The organism is Nostoc sp. (assembly GCF_036916655.1).
Lineage (GTDB): Bacteria > Cyanobacteriota > Cyanobacteriia > Cyanobacteriales > Nostocaceae > Nostoc.
On the sequence record NZ_JBALFY010000019.1, the window covers coordinates 109311 to 130108 of the forward strand.

Below are 20798 nucleotides of genomic sequence, written 5' to 3' on the forward strand. Positions count from 1 at the left end.
TCATTCTCCTTCTTCCCTCATTTCCCTACTCCCCACTCCCCCAAGTTACGATAAAGGTATCGTCTAGGGGATGTTGGAATGGTCTCTACACCAGTAACAAAGCTCACCTTTGAAGAGTACTTAAATTATGATGATGGCAGTGGTTTTCACTATGAGCTAGTAGATGGCAGGCTGGAATTAATGAATTCCCCTACAATTCAACATTTCTTGATTGTCGCTTTTTTAGATACCGCACTTATAGCGGAAATTCAGCGCTTGAGTTTACCTTGGTTAACTTTTCGCGAAACTGGGACGAGGACGGGGAAAAATAAGTCTCGGTTAACTGACTTGTCTGTGGTGACGCAGGAGCAAGCAAGAGAATTGCTCAATGCATCAGCAGTCTTTGAGTCACCACCATTACTAATTGTAGAAGTAGTCAGTCCAGATTCTATTAAGCGGGACTATCGTTATAAGCGGTCTGAATATGCAGCGATTGAAGTCCCAGAATATTGGATTGTAGACCCACTAAAAGAAAAGATTTCTGTGTTGTGTTTGGAAGAAGGATTTTACGAAGAGACGGTGTTTACTGGCGACCAGCAAATTGGATCGCGGACTTTTCCAGAAATAGCGATCGCAGTTGAGCAGATATTCACCGCCGGAAATCTGAATCAGGGGAGTTAGAAGTTAAGAGTTAGGAGTTAGTAGTAATTAATTATTCTCCCTCTGCTTCCCCTGCTCCCCTGCCCTATGTTATGCAGCTTGCGGTTCAACCAGATTTTCTATCCCTTGAACCACTTTTGCTGATTCGATTTTGTCACCAGCTTTCAGTTTATCCAAAACTTCTTTACCTTCGGTGAGATAGCCAAAAACGGCATAGCGACCATCTAATAGGTTGCGTCCGGCGGGAGTGAGTTCTGGTTCAAACAAAAAGAAGAAAAATTGTGATGAACCACCATTTACCTCACTTTCAGGACGAGCCATCACTACTGCACCAAAGGCAGAAAAAGGTAGAACTGGCATATCAACGTAACGACCAGCTTCTTCTAAAGTAATGCCATAAGTAGGTGCTTTATCTCCTTGAACTAAGACTTCTAAAGGAATAGCGCGATATTTACCCGTCTTTGGATCAATGAAACCCACGTCTTTACCTTCTGGATCTCCAGTTTGGAGAAAGTAAGATTCTTCAGAACGGGTAAATTCTAAACCATTATAAAAACCCCTCTGCACCAAATCTATAAAATTACCAGCAGTCACGGGGGCGCTGTAACCATCCACAACAAGGGACAAATCGCCTTTGTTGGTTTTGATTTCTACAGTGGCACGACCTTTAAGTTGCGGCAAATTACTATATTCAGCAGGCACTTCAAAGGGAAATTGTTTCACCATTGACTCTTCTAGCTGAGTCACGAGATTTAGCAGTTTACCTCTTTCTTGCAGAATTTGTTCTTTATCTTTGCTGTTCGCCAATTCTTGCAATTTACCCACCCCAGATTTCAACTCGGTAATCCAAGCTTCGGCTTGGGGTTGGCGTTCTGCGGGAACGCTTGTTAAGATTTGGGAAGGTTTATCGAGAATGCGGGATGCTTGGCTAATGTCCTTGGAAATAGCACCCCAACGCCGATTCGCCCGCAGTTGGGCAGAGATGTCCTCTAAACTGCCTTGTAATTGCCGCACAGGTTTGTTATCTATCGGGAGTGCATACCGCAACAAAGCCTTTCCGTCGGTAATTGCATTGCCCGATGGCAGTGCGGCGCTACTGGAGGGAGTCCACCCAGCTGTAGTTATGCCTAAAAATATTGTTATCAGCAGTATTGCCATTAGGCTGTTCTTCAGCCAGGATTTTAATAAGTTAAGCATGGGATAACTCAAATGCAGCATTAAATTGTTGACTGGACGTAACCCATCAATAATCTTCCCACGTTAAGGGCAGAGGATAAATGACTAATGACTAATGACAAATGATAAATGACTAATGACAAATGCCCAATGACGACCCTAGAAGGGTACAATAAATGCCGATTGTCTTCCAAAATTTGAAAGTTTCATGATCTCCAGTAACGACTTTCGACCCGGTGTTTCAATTGTATTGGATGGGTCTGTATGGCGAGTGCTTGAATTCCTACACGTCAAGCCAGGTAAAGGTTCCGCTTTTGTACGAACTAAGCTAAAAAATGTCCAGAGTGGGAGCGTTATGGAAAAAACGTTCCGAGCCGGGGAAACAGTGCCGCAAGCCACTCTAGAAAAAAGCACGATGCAGCATACCTATAAAGAAGGCGATGAGTTTGTCTTTATGGATATGGAAACTTATGAAGAAGGCAGATTGACCAAGGCACAAATTGGCGATCGCGTCAAATACCTGAAGGAAGGTATGGAAGCCGAAGTTATTAAGTGGGGCGAACAGGTGCTAGGAGTAGAATTGCCTAAGTCTGTGGTTCTAGAAATTGTCCAAACAGATCCCGGTTTAAAAGGTGACACCGCCACAGGTGGCTCAAAACCAGCAACTCTGGAAACTGGTGCAGTTGTGATGGTTCCTTTGTTTATTTCCCAAGGAGAACGCATCAAAGTTGATACCCAGGAAGATAAATATATCAGCAGGGAATAACTTTCATCTCTATGGAGATGCAAGTCCCGATTTAAATCCCTACATAGGGATTAATCCCCTGCCACACTTAAAATGCTAATTTACGGATAGGTCGAGGTAATAAAAACTGTGCCATTGGACTTTAATGAAATCCGCCAACTTCTGGCAACTATCGCACAAACAGATATTGCAGAAGTCACGCTCAAAAGCGATGATTTTGAGCTAACAGTTCGTAAGGCTGTGAGCGTTAGCAATCAGATGTTGTCGGTAGGTCAAGGGACTTTAGGCGGTGTGGTAGGTTCAGGCTTGACATCGAGTTCATCTGGGGGAAACCAGGTGAGCGGAAGTCAGGTAACGGAGGTGTCCACATCTCGTGTGTTTGAGAATACTGGTACTAGCACACAATTGCAGTTGTCAGTAAGTCCTCCCTCAACCATTGACCAAAGATTAGTAGAAGTGCCTTCCCCAATGGTAGGAACGTTTTATCGCGCTCCTGCGCCTGGGGAAGCGGCATTTGTGGAAGTGGGCGATCGCGTCCGCAAGGGTCAAACAGTCTGTATCATTGAAGCTATGAAGCTGATGAATGAAATCGAAGCCGAAGTTTCTGGACAGGTGATGGAAATTCTCCTACATAATGGCGACGCTGTAGAATATGGTCAACCTTTGATGCGAATTAACCCCGATTAAGTATTAATCTATATATGATGTGAATCATTGTTAAAATTTTCTTTCCTTGCGGGTTAACCCTGATGAAACAAACGTTGCCTTTACCACCAGAAGTGGTGCAACAAGTAGCTGAATACTTCAGCCTGTTAAGTGAGCCAATGCGCCTACGGCTGCTACACTTATTACGGGATGAAGAAAAATGCGTGCAAGAGTTGGTAGAGGCAACACAGACTTCTCAGGCAAATGTGTCAAAACATCTGAAGGTAATGTGGCAAGCAGGTATCCTTAGCCGCCGCAGTGAAGGAACTTGCGCCTATTACCGGGTGGAAGATCAAATGATTTTTGATTTGTGTAATCGGGTTTGCGATCGCCTCGCCACAAGGTTGGAGCAGCAAGCCCGTAATTTTCGTGTATTAAATAGCAAACGTTAGGTCTTTTGTCCTTTGTCATTTGTCAGTTGTCATTTGTGAAAAACCAATGACTAATGACTAATGACTAAAGTGGATAATCTTTCTGAAACTGTTCGCGAGTTAGCGGTTGTTGTATCTCTACACCCTCACCGCCTAAAACATCCAACGGTTTGCCGTTCACATCAATGTACACCTTGGCTTTGGGATTTAAAGTTGTCGCAGTGTAAACAACTTGTCCCACACGGCCCATCATTGAGGTGCTACCACCACCACTGGTAAAATCTTCGGATAAATTAACGTGAACCTCATTATTTTCCGACTTTAGCCCCAATAATTTGGTTCCTTTGGGGATGGTTGTCGAATCTGTCCCATCTGTTGGGCCTGCTAACAAACTTTGGAAAGCTGCTTCTAAAGCTTGGTTGGGTAATACAGAAGCTACTTTAACAGGCTGGGGAACCAAAGCAACATTTTTGTCCTTTGGTCTTAGCCAATAAACGTTAGGCGTTTGCTCATTACCTGGCTGTCTAGTTGATGGCTGTGCTGGTTGAGCTATTTGCTGAGATGGGTTTGATGATGGTGTGGGAGTATTGTTGGATTGTGTGGTAAACCAAGCTACACCACCACCCACCGCTACAACCACTGCTGATACAGCTGCAATTACGCCTGAAGAAATACGATTAGATCCTTGTTGGTCTTTCATGTTTAAAACCTTCCTAACTGAGGGCTGATATGGTAGTTATGTGAGGAGCAGCCTGGTTAAAGACGATACTTACAAGTAGAGAGTTTCCCACAATCTAGAGGAGACTTGATGCCTTTTTATTATGTAATTCCCTAATCCAATTCTAGAATTTTTATTTCTAATCCGTCACCTACCAAATTATGTAAATTTTGGGAAGTCGAGAGTGAAAAGTTAAGAGTTAGGAGTTAGGAGTTAGAAGTTGGGGACAAGGAAGATAAGGGAAATTATTGGACAAGTCTCTCCCTTGTCTCCCCCCTCTTCCTTGTCTCTTCTCCATACTTATGCCTTATGCCCTATTGCTTCTGTAATCCAACCTTTGAGTGTTGCTGTAACTTCATCAATGACTATTTCTTGGGATTTATGGGTGGCTCTTTCTACAACTTCAACTTTGCCATTAGCGATCGCACGTCCGGTTACAATTCTATAAGGTATGCCAATCAAGTCCGCATCTTTAAATTTCACTCCTGCCCGTTCGTCGCGGTCGTCTAGTAAAGTTTCAATTCCCGCTTGATTGAGTTCTGTGTAAAGTTTTTGGGCGATTTCGATTTGTTGAGCATCCTTAATGTTAGGAATTGTGACGATCGCGTGGTAGGGTGCGATCGCAACTGGCCAAATAATCCCATCTTTATCGTAAGATTGCTCGACGGCAGCTTGGGCTAAACGTGATACGCCTACACCAAAACAACCCATAAATAGCGGCTTTTCTTCACCCTGTTCGTTGGTATAAGTTGCACCCATAGCTTGGGAATATTTAGTCCCTAATTGGAAGATGTGACCTGCTTCAATTCCACGGGCGCTTGCAAGGGTTTGTTCTGGGTTATGGATGGCGCGATCGCCTGGTCTTGACTTACGAATATCTACTATTCGCTCTGGTAACTTAAATTGCTCACCCCAATTAGCACCAACTACGTGATAACCAGCTTCATTCGCGCCTGTAACAAAGTTTTTTAAATCAACGGCTGTTTGATCCACCAAGCGCAAAAACTTGGGATGAATCTGTTTATTGGCGGCAATATACTCATCTGCGATATCTGGCGCAATGTAGCCTAAAGGTAGAGATTTCGCTGTCCATGTTTGCTGGGCTTCTACATTTGGTACATTCAAACTAATAATAGTTTTAGCACCATACTCAGAAGCTAATTTGGTCAGTTCATTTTGCAATTTGACTTCATTAACTTCCTGATCGCCTCGGATGCTCACCAAAATTAACACTGTTATACCATTATCATAAACTGTTTGATAAAGGACATTTTTAACTAATTGAGTAGGAGAAGAGTTGAGGAGTTGACAGACTTTTTCAATGGTTTCTGTTCCAGGTGTATCGCGTTTTTCGTAGGTTGTAAACCGTGAGGTTTCGGCGTCAATTGGTAAAGAAACAGCCTTTTCTACGTTAGCGGCGTATTTACCATCCTCAGTGTAGAGAACTTCGTCTTCGCCAGCTTCCGCCAAAATCATAAATTCTGTGGAACCAGAACCACCAATGGCACCAGAATCAGCTTCCACTGCCCGAAAAGCTAAACCAGAACGCCGTAGGATATTGCTGTAGGCTTTATACATATCCTGGTAAGTTTCTTTGAGGCTGGCTTCATCGGTATGAAAAGAGTAGCCGTCCTTCATTATAAATTCTCGTCCGCGCATTAAACCAAAGCGGGGACGAATTTCATCGCGGAACTTGGTTTGAATTTGGTAAAGATGTAATGGTAGCTGGCGATAAGAGCGAATCATATCACGAGCGATCGCTGTAATTACCTCTTCATGAGTTGGGCCTAATCCTAATTGTTGCTCGCGGCGGTCAATTAGGGAAAACATAATTCCCTCAGCTTTGGTATAAGTGTCCCAGCGTGCTGATTCTTTCCATAACTCAGCAGGTTGTAATTGTGGTAAAAGACATTCTTGTGCGCCTGTAGCGTTCATTTCTTCCCGCACAATTTGAGAAACTTTTTGCAGTACCCGCCACATCAAAGGCAAATAAGCATAAAGACCACTACCGATGCGACGAATGTAACCTGCACGGAGTAATAATTTATGACTGGGAATCTCAGCATCCGCTGGATCGTCCCGCAGTGTAACAAATAACATTTGTGAAAGTCGCATCGTTTACTCCCTTTCTAGAATCTTTAATTTGTTTATAAACCAATACGGTTCAGTTAAAGGCTACTGGCAACAATTTTGGGTTTTCGAGACGCGATAAATTGCCGTCTCTACAAGTGTTTTGTTGCTCATTCCGAACTGTATTGTGATATAATCTTTCCTACAATCTAGGTCTAGATTATGAGTCCTTTGACATTAAAACTAGACACCGTTCACTTTAGTGACGAACAATTTTATCACTTATGTCAAAATAACCGCGAATTGAAATTTGAACGCACTGCCAAGGGAGAATTAATCATCATGTCCCCCGTTGGAGGTGAAAGCGGGAATCGAGAAGCAGATTTAATTATCGATCTGGGAATCTGGAATCGACAAACTGGCCTGGGTTACACTTTCAGTTCTTCTACTATATTCAAATTACCTAATGGTGCTGACCGTTCCCCAGATGCCGCTTGGATTCAACGAGAACGTTGGCAAGCACTCACACCTGAACAAAGACGGAAATTTCCCCCCATTGCACCCGATTTTGTCATTGAATTAAGATCGGCAATAGATGATTTGGAAATGTTGCGTTCTAAAATGCACGAATATATAGGTTCAGGGGTGCAATTGGCGTGGTTGATAAATCCCCAACAGCAGCAAGTAGAAATTTATCGCCAAAACGCAAGATGTAGAGGTGCGAAATCTGCCTACACAATTATCGGGTGAAAATGTGTTACCAGAATTTAGCTTGAGTCTATCCTGTTATTAAAATTTGCAAGTGCTGCTAAATCTCCATTATCTGCCCATACTTTGCATTGCAGTAAAAAATACTCTATAAGTCTGCGTAGGTACGCTTCATTTTTTGTCGTGTGTGACTGCAACTTCAATCGTCAGGGTATCTTACAGCGGCTAAGATAGCTTAAAAGAAATCACGGTATCTTTAGGAGAAACTACCTTGGCAGATGTAATTTATCAAGCACAAGCACCCTTAGAATTTATTCCTCCGGCGTTTAACCCTTTATTGTTACGAGTCGTCAATCTATTGCTACCCAGTTGGATAAATTGGCAAACATCTATTACCCAAATTGAAGCAGATAACGTAGAAGTTCTGGTGGATCTGTATCGCCAGTTTCAGGAGGGTAAGATCCGTTTTATGCTGGCATTTCGCCATCCGAAAACAGACGATCCACTTTGTTTAGGTTACTTGCTGTCTCAGCTTGTACCAAAGACAGCGCGATCGCAAAACACACCACTACAATATCCCATTCACGCTCATTTTATCTACGATCGCGGCATTCCTCTCTGGGCAGGTTCCCACGTTGGCTGGATTGCTTCTCATTTAGGTGGTACTCCGATTCAACGGGGTAAAGCTGACTGGACGGGGTTACGTTCGGCGCGTGAGTTGTTCGCCAATGGCAAATTCCCGATGGCGGCTGCGCCTGAAGGTGCTACCAATGGTTTATCGGAGAATATCAGCCCTTTAGAACCTGGTATCGCCCAATTAGGCTTCTGGTGTGCTGAAGATTTGCACAAAGCCGGAGACGATCAACAAGTTCTGATTGTACCAGTTGGGATTAAATATAGTTACGTTGATGCTCCTTGGGATGCGATCGCCAATCTTTTAAGTGAATTAGAGGCGGCTAGCGGTTTACCTGTAAATCCACCAGAACAGGCTTCGGTAGAATCGCTTTATCCCCGGTTGTTGGCTTTGGCAGAACATTTACTTTTGCTAATGGAAGAATTTTACACCCGGTTTTATCATCAAAAACTGCCAGATGCGAAGATTGTCAACGGGCAAATTCCAGATAGAAATGAAGCATTAGCAGTTCGTTTACAAGCTTTATTGAATGCAGCGCTGTTAATCTCAGAACAGTATTTTAATTTACAGTCAAAAGGTAGTTTGAGTGACCGTTGTCGGCGAGTCGAGCAAGCAGGTTGGAATTATATATTTAGAGAAGAATTTAAGGATGTCAAAGGAGTATCTGCTGTCGAAAGAGCTTTAGGCGATCGCGTTGCAGAAGAAGCGAATGCGCGGATGTGGCACATGCGTTTAGTAGAAAGTTTTGTAGCTGTTTCTGGTAATTATATTCGCGAAAATCCAACGGTAGAAAGGTTTGCTGAGACGACTTTAATTTTATGGCAAATGATTGCTAAAATCAAAGGAAATAAAGCTGTGCAGCGTCCACAATTGGGTAAGCAAAAAGTAAAAATAACTATAGGCGAACCTATATCTATTTCGGAACGTTACCCGAAATATCAAGAAAATCGTTTGGGTGCTAGACAAGCTGTTGCTGATGTGACGAATGATTTACAACAAGCGTTGGAAGCTTTAATTTGAGCAGGATGGAAAGGACAATTGCTTTAGATACCTCAAATTATCTTGACAAAATAAGATAAATATGTATGAAATGTCAAGCAAAAGTCCTTCCTAAAAAGTGCCCAAGTAATCTTATGTTTGTTTTGTGTCTAAAAACAAAACCAAGTTGTCTCAGCTGTAAAATATAAGTGTAGAGCCAGTAGTAGATTAAACCTCGGCAAAAAAATCCCTAAAAATGCCAGGGTAATTTTATGCTTGTTTTGTGTCTCAGAAAAAACCAAGTTATCCCAGCTATAAAATATGAGGGTGGAGCCAAAGGTGACTAGTATTGATAATTACACTTTCTCTTTTTCAGGAGAAGTAACAATCCCTCAAGCTCCTCCTGAATTCAAATCAGGTTTTATCGGCATTGTTGGTCGTCCAAATGTCGGTAAATCTACTCTAATGAATCAATTAGTAGGACAAAAAATTGCCATCACCTCACCAGTAGCACAAACTACACGTAACCGTTTGCGCGGTATATTAACGACACCAGAGGCGCAGTTAATATTTGTAGATACGCCAGGAATTCATAAGCCTCATCATCAATTGGGCGAAGTATTGGTGCAAAATGCCAAAATTGCCATTGAATCAGTAGATGTAGTGCTATTTGTCGTAGATGGAGCGGTGGCTTGTGGAGCAGGCGATCGCTATATTGCCGAATTGCTCAGTCGCAGCAAAACACCGGTGATTCTGGGTGTGAACAAAACCGACCAACAACCGCCTGATTCTCAGTATCTAGATGATAGTTACGCTCAGATGGCCCAATCTCATGAATGGGAAATCGTGAAATTTTCTGCCAAGACAAGTGCAGGATTACCGGAACTTCAAGAATTATTAATTGAACATTTAGAACTTGGGCCATTATATTATCCCCCAGACTTGGTAACTGACCAACCAGAGCGCTTTATTATGGGTGAATTAATCCGAGAGCAAATTTTATTATTGACTCGTGAAGAAGTACCCCATTCAGTTGCGATCGCCATTGACTTAGTAGAAGAAACACCCAGCATTACCCGTGTACTTGCTAGCATCAACGTCGAGCGCGATTCCCAAAAAGGTATACTCATTGGCAAAGGTGGAGCAATGCTCAAAGCAATTGGCAGTGAAGCTCGCGAACAAATTCAAAAGTTAATTGCTGGTAAAGTTTACCTAGAATTATTTGTGAAAGTTCAGCCAAAATGGCGACAGTCGCGGCTCAGTTTAGCAGAGCTAGGTTATCGCGTCGAAGAATAAATTAGTCATTGGTCATTAGTCATTGGTCAAAAAGGCAAAGGACAAAGGACTAATGACTAATGACAAAGAACAAATGACTCTTAATAAATAAAAATGTCTTTAGATACTCCCTATCCTTTAAATTTACCCGCTAATGCTCCGCCATTGCGTGTGTTAATTGTTGAAGATGATCCAATGATGCAATTGGGATTAGAGCAATCGTTAATGGCTCATCCTCAGTTGGAAATTGTTGGACAAGCTGAAGATGGTTATTTGGGAGTTCAAGCCGCACTGCAACTGAAACCCGATTTGGTAGTTATGGATATTGGATTGCCGCGATTGGATGGCATTGCGGCGACACAGCAAATTAAGGCGGCGCTGCCAGCAACTCATGTAGTGATGCTGACATCTCATCAAACGGAGACAGAAATTATTGCGGCACTATCTAGCGGTGCAGATGCCTATTGTATCAAAGGTGCAAGTGTAGAAAGATTGTTAAGTGCGATCGCCGCCGCAGTTGATGGTGCAGCCTATCTCGATCCCCAAATTGCGCGGCGAGTAATTGATAATCTCAAAGCACCTTCACCCACTACCAACACAGCGAATTTATCTGGACGCGAATTAGAAGTCTTGAAACTTATGGTAGACGGTTTGAGTAACCCAGAGATTGCCGAAAAACTCTATCTCAGTCCCAACACTATTAAAACTCATGTTCGAGGGATTATGAATAAATTAGCAGTAGACGATCGCGTGCAAGCAGCAGTCGTTGCATTGCGTTCTGGGTTGGTTTGATTATATATAAATTAAACTTTACAACTAGAGGCATACATATAATATATGTATGCCTCTATGACCGATTAATTCGATTGATTTGTCGCCAAGAATTTGGAAAAATAGTCTACCTCAATGCATTTTCGTTAAAAGAGTTTGAGAATTGATTAGGGTCTAGATGATCTGGAAATAGTAAAATTTCCTTGCCTTCTAAATTTGCTTTTTGGTGAAGCAAAATCGCCTTTTCCAAAGAACAATATTTAATTGGAACCCATCTGTCGCTATAAAAGTAGACAGTTACTCGGCTCATTGCATACTCTTTCAGCGGTAGTGGAACGTACCAGGACGAGTCCACAATTTGAACTTTACCTGTCAAGTCCATGCTTTGAACCTCAGCTACTAAGTATATTTACTCTCGCTCGTTATTGTTATTACTTTCACTTATTCAAGTGAATTATGGTAACTATCATAAGTAATAGGCTAATTTGTCTTTAAGGTAGAAGTTTAGGAGTCAACTAGCTTTTAGTTGAGATTGAGCCTTAGTAGTTGGTAAGGAATTTTTGGGTAAAGTTTGACAGACTGTCTTTTGACGCAACTATTCTTTTCTTTTAAAATCTTTATCCTAAATACTGGTGGAAAAATAGCATCAAAAATCTTTGAATTTTCCTTTAATTGCCTTTCTCCAGTCAGCCTGCTTTACTTCACTTTACTCTTAGAAACTCTATGTTCCACTTTACCTTAGAGAAGAATTTGGGATGGCTATTATTGATTTCGGTTTTGATAGCTACACCAGTTAATGCCCACACCGAAAAGGTATCAAAAGACGTGGGCGGAATGCTGCATATTGAACCCCATGACAATCCTCAAGCTGGCAAAACTGCTCATGCTTGGATTGTCCTCACCCGTAAAGGTGGGCAATTAATTCCCCTAACCCAATGTAACTGTCAGTTGGCTATCTACCCTCAACCTCACAACGAAACTGATAGCCCATTGCTGAAGCCAACTTTACATAATGTGTCAACCAAGCAATATAAAAGCATTCCTGGAGCCGAAATTGTATTTCCCAAAGTAGGAACTTATGAATTGGAATTAAGCGGTACTCCCAAATCTGGAGCTAGTTTCAAGCCTTTTGCGTTATCTTACACCATCACTGTCGGCTCATAAAGATTGCTCTGCGTACCTACCCTGCGGGAAGGCGTTCGCGTAGCGTCTCGTAGAGAAGCGCCTATACGTTTACCTCTGTGTTCCTCTGCGTTTAAAAAAGTTACGAACTTATGCAAAGCTGTACTTAGTATGGTAAAAACTTCACTGTAATCGCGGTGCGATCGCCTCCAAACCAGTAGCGATCGCCTAACTTTTCAGCTTCTAGCCAATTCCCAATGCCCATAATTTAAAATCCTGCCAAACGATATCAAGGTTTCAAACTCAGGGATGATGAGTAATTAGCAATTAAATTGACAAAATCACACTATAAAGAGTGATATTAAGCGATAGATAGCGCTTGTAAAGGACTAACGGGCATGATTAAATCTTGGATGGTGATTGGGGGTGTGGCTTTCTTGGTTGCTTTAGCCGCGAACGTGATTACGCCTAGCGATCGCCAATGGTTCAAGCGTTTACAACGACCAAGATGGCTAACTTTTGAGGGTGCAATTCCAATTATCTGGACTGTAATATTTATTTGCGGTGCTTGGTCAGCTTATATTGTCTGGGAAAAAGACCCAGGAAGCACCTCAACCTGGTTAATCATGGCTTTATATCTGCTATTAGAAATTGTCACCATTGCTTATACGCCTGTCATGTTTAAGCTTCGCAGTCTGAAAGTGGGCACAATTCTCGGTGGCACAGGTTTAATTATTAGTGCTTTATTGATACTTGCAGTCTTAGGTTTTTCTGGTTGGGCAGCACTATTACTAGTTCCTTATTTGCTCTGGAGTCCCATTGGTACTTATACCACTTGGCAGATGATCAGTCTCAATCCTCAAGATGCCTAAGAATCGCCCCAGAGAATGATTAAACATCTAGCCTAAATTGTCAAACTTGCAGTGTATGACTTGACAAAATACACAAAATTTGAGTGCATTATGATTCCATCTTGGATAATAATTGGGGCTGTAACTTTCTTCATCGCCCTTGGGAGTTTCTTAATCACGCCGCGTGATGTTAAATGGTTTGCAAAGTTAAGTCGCCCTCGCTGGCTAGTTTTTGAGCCACTGATTCCGTTCATCTGGACTGTGATTTTTATCAGTGGTGCAGCTTCAGCTTATGTTGTCTGGCAAAAAAATCCCGGAAGCCTAATTGCTTGGCTATTAATGGCTTTATATCTCGTGGTGGAAATTATCACCGTCGCCTACATACCTCTAATGTTGAGATTTCGCAGTCTCAAAATTGGGGAAATTCTTGGATTAATGGGTTTGATTTTAGCCGTTGTCTTGGCAATCTGCGTTTTACCGATTTCTCTAATGGCGGCGCTGTTACTCCTTCCCTATCTAGTTTGGACTCCCATTGGTACTTACACTACCGACGAGTTAAGAGAGTTAAATCCTCAAGATGCTTGAAGAAGTATTCAGTAGTCTGAATTCAGTAGTCAGAAGAAGAAAGTGTGGGATGAATGCTTATTTATTCCTTATGGATTCCGCAAAAAAGATTTAGCATTTAGTTTCACCATTTATTCAGCATTAGATTGAACAAGTCTGCTAGTCAGACTCCAATTCTGAATTCTGACTCCTGAATTCTTTTGTGATAACGCATCTATATAAGCCGTCCATAACGTGCTGCGACAGGATTAGCTGGATTGGATTGATTATTCAGCCAAGCCCACATTTGATCGCCGACAGAAAAATGCCACCATTCTCTAGAATTGCGTTGAAAGCCAGCTTTTAACATTACATCTCGCAATAACTGACGGTAAGCATGATACTTTTGTGCTTCTGAGTCGTCGCTATTGGCATAATAATCTGGGTGCGATCGCTCTGACATTTCATCAATTGGCGAACCCATATTTACTATTTGCCCTGCATCATCTACCAGCGTCACATCCACCGCCCCACCTGTACTGTGAGGAGGCGGAGTTTTTTCATCCAAACTCGGTACAGCCCAAATTTCATAAACAGCCTGCCAAATTTCTTGACGTTGGTTTGGGGATAATTCCACCTCAGTCAGTCCCCTATCCTGCACTGCTTGGGCGAAGCTGTAATCTACCATAAACTGTTGGACTGCGATCGGGCGATAGGCGTCAAAGATTTGGATATGCCAGTTAGGATGCAGAATATTAAGATAATTTTGCGCTTGGATCAAACTTTCAATAACGCTTTGACGGAGATAATAAGGGGAGCGATCGCCATAAGGCGCACCTAATTTTTCATAAGGATGGGGAGATTCCACCGCAAACAATTCCAAAGGAATCGCTACTAGCGGTTCACCACACTCAAAAATCGGGATTTGATGATAAGGCCTCATGTGATAGTTCGTAATGACGCTCGAAGACTCGCTAACGTAATTCGTAATTATTACCTCATGCTGTGCATCAGGAATAATTTATTTCTGTACACTAATAAATTTACCTTTCTTGCACCTTCAATTACGAATTATTAAATGCTCAATCAAAACCAAATACCTTTATTAGATGCCTTAAAAGCCAATACAGCAAGACCTCATGCGCCTTTTTACACCCCAGGACATAAACTAGGTGAGGGAATTTCTCAACCTTTGGCTGATTTACTTGGTAAAGCCGTCTTTCGTGCTGATTTAACCGAATTAGGAGATTTAGATAATCTCTTTGCACCCCAAGGCGTTATTCAAGAAGCACAACAACTAGCGGCGGAGGCCTTTGGCGCTTCGCAAACATGGTTCCTTGTCAATGGTTCTACCTGTGGGATTGAAGCGGCAATTCTCGCTACTTGTGGCACAGGCGATAAAATCATTCTGCCTCGCAATGTGCATTCTTCGGCGATCGCAGGTTTAATTCTCTCTGGTGCAATACCAATTTTTGTCCATCCTGAATACGATCCAGTTTTAGATATTGCCCATAGTATCACGCCCAATGCTGTACAATCTGCACTCCAACAGCATCCCGATGCGAAAGCAGTCTTGGTAGTTTATCCAACATACTACGGCGTTTGCGGAGATTTGAGTGCGATCGCTAACATCACACATCAATATAATATTCCTCTACTCGTAGACGAGGCACACGGCGCACATTTTGCCTTTCATCCCGAATTACCAACTCCAGCTTTAGCCGCAGGTGCAGATTTAACTGTACAATCCATCCACAAGGTACTTGGTGCGATGACACAAGCATCAATGTTGCACATCCAAGGTAAAAGGATAGATGGCGATCGCATCAGTAAAGCTTTGCAACTAGTACAGTCTACCAGTCCTAGTTATGTACTTTTAGCTTCCTTAGATGCAGCACGTCAGCAAATGGCACTCCACGGAAAAATGCTGATGTCTCGCACTTTGCAACTTGCTGATGAAGCTAGAACGAGAATCAGTCAAATTCCTGGATTATCAATCTTAGAAATGCCTTGGTTGGGAGAATCACCTGGCTTTATGACTTTAGATAAAACACGACTAACTGTCACAGTTTCCGCTTTCGGCTTAACTGGATTTGAGGCAGATGAAATTCTGGATGAAAAATTAGGTGTTACTGCTGAATTCGCCTCACTACAACATCTCACTTTTATCATTAGTTTGGGCAATACCTCAGCTGATATTGAGCAATTAGTCCAAAGTTTTACCACCCTCGCAAAAGAATATTGCCGAACTGATTCAACAGTTAAAAACCAAGTTTGGCAAAATCTGGATAAAACACCGAGTCATATTTTGCAACTTTCTCCACGTGAAGCTTTTTTTGCAGTTAGTGAAACATTACCTTTGTCACAAACCAATAAACGCATCTGTGCCGAAATCATCTGTCCCTATCCCCCAGGAATTCCTGTGTTAATGCCGGGAGAAGTCATCACCAAATCTGTCCTACAATACCTACAAGAAATCCAGACTATGGGGGGATTTATCAGCGGTTGCAATGATATTAGCCTCAGAACTTTGAAAGTTGTGAAATAACATCCTTACTCCTAACTCATATTTGATAAAAATTTAATTATGTAGTCAACAGTAGATATGCGGTTTAATTGAGTAAATAAGTAAAAATACGTAGTGATTATAGCAGCTATGAAACTTCAATGAAAATAGCTGTAAACTAATGCCATCTTTGATTTATACCGATAGCATTGTATAGATAATTACTCAAGCAAAAGATGAAATCGAAAATCTATTATGTTTGGAGATTAGTAGCAACTCCGATTGTAGTCACTCTGGCGCTGGGTTTCTCAGCAAGAGCAAATGCAGTTGAGTTAGGCGCTGCATCTGATTACAATGTATTTGTTCTGGGAGATATTACTCAAAAATATACAGATATTGAAGGAAAACTTGCTGCTGGCGGTAATGTGAATTTCGTCGGCGGACTTGGAAGCAAACTTTCTGGCAATAGCGGCAACGTAGTAGTAGCTGGACAAAACTTAACTCTAAGCAACGGTCAAGTCAATCACGGTAATGCTATCTACGGAGGCAGTGCCAATGTGTCTAGCAATGTGGGATTTCCACAGGGAACTTTCACCAAGGGTAATCCCATCGACTTCAATGAAGCAGGAAAGCAACTACGAGGACTATCTCAATATTTGGCAACCTTAACCCCTACTGGTAAAACAACTGTTCAATCTTGGGGTGCTATTAACCTTAGTGGTAGTGGTACTGCTTTAAATGTTTTTAATGTTGCCGGCTCAGATGTCTCCAAGACAAACTATTTTGAAATTAAGGGGGATGCAAATTCAACTATTGTTGTCAATATCAGCGGTAAGGATGTGTCGCTGCAAAACTTTGGGTTTAATATCCTTGGCACAGATAAACAAAAGGTGATTTACAACTTTTATGAAGCGACAAACATAAATGCCAGTGGGATTAGTATACTAGGTAGTATTCTTGCGCCTTTAGCTAACTTCAATTTCAATAACGGCCAAGTTAACGGCAACGTAGTAGTAGGTTCCCTAACCGGAAATGGCGAATCTCACAACTATCTGTTTAATGGCGATCTACCAGATGTCCCAACTAAGTACTACACTCCGCCTAAGCCTCCCACTCGTACTCAGGTTCCAGAGCCGACAAATCTTCCAGGTTTAGGATTAATTGCTGTAGCATTTGGTTTGTTTCGCCACAAACGCAATCCAGTAACTTGCTTAAAATAGCTAGAAATTTTTGGTAGCATAGCGCTGACGCGAATTTATTTAGAGATTTTCGCTCATGCGCTATTTCCTTACTCCCTACCTTCTACAATAAGGATAGACTTTATTGAGATTTGTATAGTTGGGGATCAGCTGTCATGGCTCCCGCCGTTTTCATTCAAAATTTGCAAAAGCGCTACGGCACAGTAGTTGCCGTCCAAGATGTTTCCTTTCAGGTAGAACCAGGAGAAATCTTCGGTTTACTTGGCCCCAACGGTGCTGGGAAAACTACTACGTTGCGTGCTTTGTGTACGCTGACCACACCGGATGCAGGCATTATCGAAGTATCTGGCATCTCTGTGTTAGATAATCCGAGAGTGGCAAGACAACGACTAGGCTATGTAGCTCAGGAAGTCGCTATAGATAAGGTGCTTACTGGAAAAGAACTGCTGCAATTGCAAGCAGCACTTTATCACCTCCCAAAAGCAGTAGCCAAACAGCGTATTGAGACGGTATTAGATTTACTCGGTTTGCAAGAATACGCCAATAAAAAGACAGGAACCTACTCTGGCGGTTTACGCAAGCGCCTAGACTTGGCTGCTGGGTTGCTCCATGCACCGGATGTTTTGGTGTTGGATGAGCCAACTGTGGGGCTTGACATAGAAACTCGTTTTGTGGTATGGGATTTCTTGAGAAAATTACGTGCCTCTGGGACGACGATAGTAATTACCAGCCATTATTTAGAAGAAATTGACGCTCTAGCCGATCGCGTGGCAATTATAGATCGTGGCGTTGTAATTGCCAGTGGTACACCTTCACAATTAAAAGATCAAGTAGGGGGCGATCGCATCACCTTGCGAATCCGCGAATTTTCCCCCATTGAGGAAGCTGAAAAAGCCAAAAACCTCTTGAAACCTTTGCCATTTGTCCAAGAAGTAATCATCAACAGCGCTCAAGGTAATTCCCTTAACTTAGTGGTGACACCTCAAAACGATGTTTTGATTAATATACAGCAAGTGCTGAATACTGCGAGCTTGCCCATATTTGGCATCGCCCAATCCCGCCCCAGCCTCGATGACGTTTATCTTGCCGCGACAGGACGCACCTTATTGGATGCAGAACTGGCAGCTGTTGCCACCCGCGATCCCAAAGCTGAGAAAAAGCAGAATATGAGATAGGGGTTGGGTACTGGGTACTGGGTACTGGGGACTGGGAAAGAGATGACCTAATCCCCAATCCCTAATTCCCAATCCCTAATCCCCAATCCCCAATCCCCAATCCCCAATCGCTAATCCCCAATCATGAGCGTTACTCCTAAATCTGATATCAATTGGCAGCCATTAGCATCGCCACAAGCAGATGCTAATATTGCACCTAACTTTTTCGGTGAATTGGTACAAGAGACGTTGGCTTTAACTCGTCGCTTGTTTATTCAGTTGCAACGCCGTCCCTCATCTTTAATTGCTGGAATTATTCAACCAGTAATGTGGTTAGTACTATTTGGTGCATTGTTCCAAAATGCTCCCAAAGGTATATTTGGCAATACAACAAATTACGGTCAATTTTTGGCTGCTGGCATCATTGTGTTTACAGCCTTTGCTGGAGCACTGAATGCTGGTTTACCGGTAATGTTTGACCGTGAGTTCGGCTTTTTGAATCGTTTGTTGGTAGCACCATTAGCATCGCGATTTTCTATTGTCTTTGCTTCAGCCATCTTCATCATCAGCCAAAGTTTGTTGCAAGCAGCCGTAATTGTTGCAGCAGCAGCATTCTTAGGGGCTGGACTACCAGATGTGGCGGGTTTAAGTGCGATCGCTCTCATTGTCTTACTATTAGCTTTGGGTGTAACAGCCATCTCCCTCGGTTTAGCTTTCGCTCTACCCGGACACATTGAATTGATTGCAGTGATTTTTGTCACTAACCTACCATTATTGTTTGCGAGTACTGCTTTAGCACCTCTATCTTTCATGCCTCAGTGGTTGCAGGTTATCGCTACCCTAAATCCTCTTAGCTATGCGATCGAGCCAATTCGCTATCTCTATTTCCACAGTGATTGGGAATTAGGTAGTGTAGTGATGCAGGCTCCTTGGGGCAATGTTACCTTTGGGGGAGCGTTGCTAGTGTTGTTTGGCTTTGCCCTAGTCGCCTTACTAAGTATTCAACCCCAACTGCGTCGGACTCTTGCTTAAAGAGATAAAATAGATAAATTTTAGGTAGGGTAAAAATCCCATGAAAAAACCATTTTTACAAATTGCTAGACTCTTTGTAGCTACGGCAGCAGGGATTAGCTTTGCTTCCTTGCTGATGGCTCAACCCAGTTCCGCTCAAATCAGCAGCCCAACGGATGCTTTTCCCAGTAATAGTACCACAGACCAAAATACCGATCCTTTCTCCCGCTCAAACTCAGACAATTTCAATATGTTTGATCTGATTCATCGGGCAAACTTCGGCACTCTCAACTGGAATTCTGACCAACAGAACGAAGAACTAAACTCAGCAGCAGCAGCCTTTAGAGCAAGGCAACAAAATTTAATTCGAGGTCAACAAAAGAAAGAGCAAGCAACCCCCAGTTTACCAACGATTACACTACCATCAACTACGCCGCCATTGGTTACACCACCATCTGGTAACTGAATTAAAATAAAGAACCCCAAGCCATAGAAGCTTGGGGCTGAGACTATTTAAAAAATCCTGAATTATCAGGTAAAAAACTACAGCCCAAGTGCAGCTAAAATATCGCTAGCATGATTGGTGGTATTTACGTTAGCGTCAACATGAGTAATTTTGCCGCTGGGGTCAATTACGTAAGTGACGCGCTTGGCATAACCGCCACCATCCACATCGAAAGCTTTGATGAGGGATTTGTCGCTGTCAGCCAGTAGGGGAAAATTCAAATTATATTTTTGGGTGAATGCTTGATGGGAGACTTCATCATCTGCACTGACTCCCAAGATGACAATATCTTTACCTTGATATTGAGACTGGGCATCCCGAAAACTACAGGCTTGTTTGGTGCAGCCTGGCGTGTCATCTTTGGGGTAAAAATACAAAACCACTGTCTTGCCGGCAAAATCAGATAAAGAGACTGTGTTGCCGTTTGTATCTTTGGCGGTAAATGCAGGTGCATCCGTACCAACTGCTAGAGGCATAATTAACCTTTCCTGTTTCAGATTGTTGATGCACTTGAAATTTTACATTAATTTATAATGTTTAAATATAATTACTAAAAAATAGCAGAACTATACTTTAGGTAACTAATTTTGGTTTAATGAGGTGTTTACTGCGATAAAAAATATATTCTTCAATTAATCTTTCTTAGAAGAAAAATTTCTACCCATACACAATGCCTGTTGCTGATTCCCAAAACCCAAATATTTTTGTCTATCCTCAAAGCACAGTAGAAAGAGCCGAGCGATCGCTAGTGTGTTCACCCTTTAATGTATCTTTATTTGAAGTGATGGGACACCAGAGTGTGTCATTAAATGCGATCGCTCTAGAAAATGGACTCAAGCAGGGCTATACTAAGCGCCCTTTATCAGAATTAGCCTGTGATAACGCCTTGGGCTGGCTAATTCAAGTGGGTGTATTGCGGCGAGAAGTCGATGGACAGGGGATTACAGATAGTTTTCGCCTCACTCCTCTGGGACGCCAGTTAGTGGAACAATATCAAGGAAAAAATTGGCGTACTCCTTCATGGCGCGATCGTTTATACGATGCTGTGATTCGTTGGTTACGGATACCTTTTTAGAATCAAAATCCCAAGAGTTAGGATTAGGGAATCAAAGGGAAC

At 42.4% G+C, this 20798-nt stretch carries 21 protein-coding genes and 1 pseudogene; 17 read left to right on the forward strand and 5 right to left on the reverse strand.

Annotation, left to right across the window (positions count from 1 at the left end):
• Positions 1-78 precede the first annotated feature (78 nt).
• Complete coding sequence (locus V7L31_RS04725; protein WP_334695173.1) at positions 79-660, forward strand: Uma2 family endonuclease; 582 nt, start codon at positions 79-81, stop codon at positions 658-660.
• A 69-nt stretch (positions 661-729) separates the two neighbouring features.
• On the opposite strand, the gene V7L31_RS04730 is transcribed toward V7L31_RS04725, so the two are convergent.
• Complete coding sequence (locus V7L31_RS04730; protein ID WP_334695174.1) at positions 730-1836, reverse strand: peptidylprolyl isomerase; 1107 nt, start codon at positions 1834-1836, stop codon at positions 730-732.
• A 187-nt stretch (positions 1837-2023) separates the two neighbouring features.
• Between V7L31_RS04730 and efp the strand changes: the two genes are divergently transcribed.
• The 3 genes from efp to V7L31_RS04745 all read left to right on the forward strand — a co-directional run bounded on the left by efp (position 2024) and on the right by V7L31_RS04745 (position 3657).
• The gene (gene efp, locus V7L31_RS04735; RefSeq protein WP_179067019.1) at positions 2024-2581 is read left to right on the forward strand and encodes an elongation factor P; all 558 of its coding nucleotides are present in this window, start codon (positions 2024-2026) and stop codon (positions 2579-2581) included.
• A gap of 108 nt (positions 2582-2689) precedes the next feature.
• Positions 2690-3247 (forward strand): acetyl-CoA carboxylase biotin carboxyl carrier protein, encoded by a 558-nt coding sequence (accB, locus tag V7L31_RS04740; RefSeq protein ID WP_334695175.1) that lies wholly within the window; start codon positions 2690-2692, stop codon positions 3245-3247.
• A 62-nt stretch (positions 3248-3309) separates the two neighbouring features.
• Positions 3310-3657 carry an ArsR/SmtB family transcription factor gene (locus V7L31_RS04745; RefSeq protein ID WP_104909018.1) on the forward strand — a complete coding sequence of 116 codons (348 nt, stop codon included), beginning with the start codon at positions 3310-3312 and terminating at the stop codon, positions 3655-3657.
• 64 nt (positions 3658-3721) lie between these two features.
• Here V7L31_RS04745 and V7L31_RS04750 read toward each other — a convergent pair whose 3' ends face one another.
• Together V7L31_RS04750 and V7L31_RS04755 are read right to left on the reverse strand one after the other, a co-directional pair.
• Positions 3722-4336 (reverse strand): GerMN domain-containing protein, encoded by a 615-nt coding sequence (locus V7L31_RS04750; RefSeq protein ID WP_334695176.1) that lies wholly within the window; start codon positions 4334-4336, stop codon positions 3722-3724.
• 318 nt (positions 4337-4654) lie between these two features.
• On the reverse strand, positions 4655-6469 hold the full coding sequence (locus V7L31_RS04755; RefSeq protein WP_334695177.1) for a proline--tRNA ligase: 1815 nt from the start codon (positions 6467-6469) through the stop codon (positions 4655-4657).
• A gap of 177 nt (positions 6470-6646) precedes the next feature.
• Here V7L31_RS04755 and V7L31_RS04760 point away from each other — a divergent pair.
• The 7 genes and pseudogenes from V7L31_RS04760 (at position 6647) to V7L31_RS04790 (ending at position 13348) form a co-directional block, all read left to right on the forward strand.
• A pseudogene (locus V7L31_RS04760) lies at positions 6647-7217 on the forward strand (Uma2 family endonuclease).
• 186 nt (positions 7218-7403) lie between these two features.
• Positions 7404-8786 carry a 1-acyl-sn-glycerol-3-phosphate acyltransferase gene (locus V7L31_RS04765; RefSeq protein WP_334695178.1) on the forward strand — a complete coding sequence of 461 codons (1383 nt, stop codon included), beginning with the start codon at positions 7404-7406 and terminating at the stop codon, positions 8784-8786.
• Positions 8787-9065: 279 nt separating this feature from the next.
• A complete protein-coding gene (era, locus tag V7L31_RS04770; protein ID WP_334695179.1) occupies positions 9066-10040 on the forward strand; it encodes a GTPase Era in 975 nt (324 codons plus the stop codon).
• Between the two features lie 93 nt (positions 10041-10133).
• On the forward strand, positions 10134-10811 hold the full coding sequence (locus V7L31_RS04775) for a response regulator transcription factor (RefSeq protein ID WP_334695180.1): 678 nt from the start codon (positions 10134-10136) through the stop codon (positions 10809-10811).
• 702 nt (positions 10812-11513) lie between these two features.
• The gene (locus tag V7L31_RS04780; protein ID WP_334695181.1) at positions 11514-11954 is read left to right on the forward strand and encodes a hypothetical protein; all 441 of its coding nucleotides are present in this window, start codon (positions 11514-11516) and stop codon (positions 11952-11954) included.
• Between the two features lie 356 nt (positions 11955-12310).
• Positions 12311-12784, forward strand: a complete 474-nt coding sequence (locus V7L31_RS04785) for a TspO/MBR family protein (protein ID WP_179067027.1) — start codon at positions 12311-12313, stop codon at positions 12782-12784.
• 90 nt (positions 12785-12874) lie between these two features.
• Positions 12875-13348, forward strand: a complete 474-nt coding sequence (locus V7L31_RS04790; protein ID WP_334695182.1) for a TspO/MBR family protein — start codon at positions 12875-12877, stop codon at positions 13346-13348.
• A 193-nt stretch (positions 13349-13541) separates the two neighbouring features.
• On the opposite strand, the gene V7L31_RS04795 is transcribed toward V7L31_RS04790, so the two are convergent.
• Complete coding sequence (locus V7L31_RS04795) at positions 13542-14249, reverse strand: M15 family metallopeptidase (RefSeq protein WP_334695183.1); 708 nt, start codon at positions 14247-14249, stop codon at positions 13542-13544.
• 135 nt (positions 14250-14384) lie between these two features.
• Here V7L31_RS04795 and V7L31_RS04800 point away from each other — a divergent pair, with 135 nt between their 5' ends.
• The 5 genes from V7L31_RS04800 (at position 14385) to V7L31_RS04820 (ending at position 19642) form a co-directional block, all read left to right on the forward strand.
• Entirely contained in the window at positions 14385-15854 is a 1470-nt protein-coding gene (locus V7L31_RS04800; protein ID WP_334695184.1) for an aminotransferase class I/II-fold pyridoxal phosphate-dependent enzyme, read from the forward strand.
• Positions 15855-16048: 194 nt separating this feature from the next.
• Positions 16049-17032, forward strand: coding sequence for a choice-of-anchor A family protein (locus V7L31_RS04805; protein ID WP_334695185.1), 984 nt, complete (start codon positions 16049-16051; stop codon positions 17030-17032).
• A gap of 134 nt (positions 17033-17166) precedes the next feature.
• On the forward strand, positions 17167-18186 hold the full coding sequence (locus V7L31_RS04810; RefSeq protein ID WP_334695186.1) for an ABC transporter ATP-binding protein: 1020 nt from the start codon (positions 17167-17169) through the stop codon (positions 18184-18186).
• 123 nt (positions 18187-18309) lie between these two features.
• Positions 18310-19197 carry an ABC transporter permease gene (locus tag V7L31_RS04815; protein ID WP_334695187.1) on the forward strand — a complete coding sequence of 296 codons (888 nt, stop codon included), beginning with the start codon at positions 18310-18312 and terminating at the stop codon, positions 19195-19197.
• A gap of 40 nt (positions 19198-19237) precedes the next feature.
• The gene (locus V7L31_RS04820; RefSeq protein ID WP_334695188.1) at positions 19238-19642 is read left to right on the forward strand and encodes a hypothetical protein; all 405 of its coding nucleotides are present in this window, start codon (positions 19238-19240) and stop codon (positions 19640-19642) included.
• Positions 19643-19719: 77 nt separating this feature from the next.
• Here the strand turns inward: V7L31_RS04820 and V7L31_RS04825 are convergent, their stop codons facing one another.
• Positions 19720-20157: a peroxiredoxin gene (locus V7L31_RS04825; protein ID WP_334695189.1), complete on the reverse strand. Its 438-nt coding sequence runs from the start codon at positions 20155-20157 to the stop codon at positions 19720-19722.
• A gap of 194 nt (positions 20158-20351) precedes the next feature.
• Between V7L31_RS04825 and V7L31_RS04830 the strand changes: the two genes are divergently transcribed.
• The gene (locus V7L31_RS04830) at positions 20352-20756 is read left to right on the forward strand and encodes an Npun_F0494 family protein (protein ID WP_334695190.1); all 405 of its coding nucleotides are present in this window, start codon (positions 20352-20354) and stop codon (positions 20754-20756) included.
• The last annotated feature ends 42 nt before the right edge of the window (positions 20757-20798 follow it).

What these genes read in the sequence shown, in the direction of transcription:
- V7L31_RS04725 (WP_334695173.1), top strand. Translation starts at nt 79, where the DNA reads ATGGTCTCTACACCAGTAACAAAGCTCACCTTTGAAGAGTACTTAAAT.
- V7L31_RS04730 (WP_334695174.1), bottom strand. Translation starts at nt 1,836, where the DNA reads ATGCTTAACTTATTAAAATCCTGGCTGAAGAACAGCCTAATGGCAATA.
- efp (WP_179067019.1), top strand. Translation starts at nt 2,024, where the DNA reads ATGATCTCCAGTAACGACTTTCGACCCGGTGTTTCAATTGTATTGGAT.
- V7L31_RS04745 (WP_104909018.1), top strand. Translation starts at nt 3,310, where the DNA reads ATGAAACAAACGTTGCCTTTACCACCAGAAGTGGTGCAACAAGTAGCT.
- V7L31_RS04750 (WP_334695176.1), bottom strand. Translation starts at nt 4,336, where the DNA reads ATGAAAGACCAACAAGGATCTAATCGTATTTCTTCAGGCGTAATTGCA.
- V7L31_RS04755 (WP_334695177.1), bottom strand. Translation starts at nt 6,469, where the DNA reads ATGCGACTTTCACAAATGTTATTTGTTACACTGCGGGACGATCCAGCG.
- era (WP_334695179.1), top strand. Translation starts at nt 9,066, where the DNA reads ATGAGGGTGGAGCCAAAGGTGACTAGTATTGATAATTACACTTTCTCT.
- V7L31_RS04775 (WP_334695180.1), top strand. Translation starts at nt 10,134, where the DNA reads ATGTCTTTAGATACTCCCTATCCTTTAAATTTACCCGCTAATGCTCCG.
- V7L31_RS04780 (WP_334695181.1), top strand. Translation starts at nt 11,514, where the DNA reads ATGTTCCACTTTACCTTAGAGAAGAATTTGGGATGGCTATTATTGATT.
- V7L31_RS04785 (WP_179067027.1), top strand. Translation starts at nt 12,311, where the DNA reads ATGATTAAATCTTGGATGGTGATTGGGGGTGTGGCTTTCTTGGTTGCT.
- V7L31_RS04790 (WP_334695182.1), top strand. Translation starts at nt 12,875, where the DNA reads ATGATTCCATCTTGGATAATAATTGGGGCTGTAACTTTCTTCATCGCC.
- V7L31_RS04795 (WP_334695183.1), bottom strand. Translation starts at nt 14,249, where the DNA reads ATGAGGCCTTATCATCAAATCCCGATTTTTGAGTGTGGTGAACCGCTA.
- V7L31_RS04800 (WP_334695184.1), top strand. Translation starts at nt 14,385, where the DNA reads ATGCTCAATCAAAACCAAATACCTTTATTAGATGCCTTAAAAGCCAAT.
- V7L31_RS04805 (WP_334695185.1), top strand. Translation starts at nt 16,049, where the DNA reads ATGAAATCGAAAATCTATTATGTTTGGAGATTAGTAGCAACTCCGATT.
- V7L31_RS04810 (WP_334695186.1), top strand. Translation starts at nt 17,167, where the DNA reads ATGGCTCCCGCCGTTTTCATTCAAAATTTGCAAAAGCGCTACGGCACA.
- V7L31_RS04815 (WP_334695187.1), top strand. Translation starts at nt 18,310, where the DNA reads ATGAGCGTTACTCCTAAATCTGATATCAATTGGCAGCCATTAGCATCG.
- V7L31_RS04820 (WP_334695188.1), top strand. Translation starts at nt 19,238, where the DNA reads ATGAAAAAACCATTTTTACAAATTGCTAGACTCTTTGTAGCTACGGCA.
- V7L31_RS04825 (WP_334695189.1), bottom strand. Translation starts at nt 20,157, where the DNA reads ATGCCTCTAGCAGTTGGTACGGATGCACCTGCATTTACCGCCAAAGAT.
- V7L31_RS04830 (WP_334695190.1), top strand. Translation starts at nt 20,352, where the DNA reads ATGCCTGTTGCTGATTCCCAAAACCCAAATATTTTTGTCTATCCTCAA.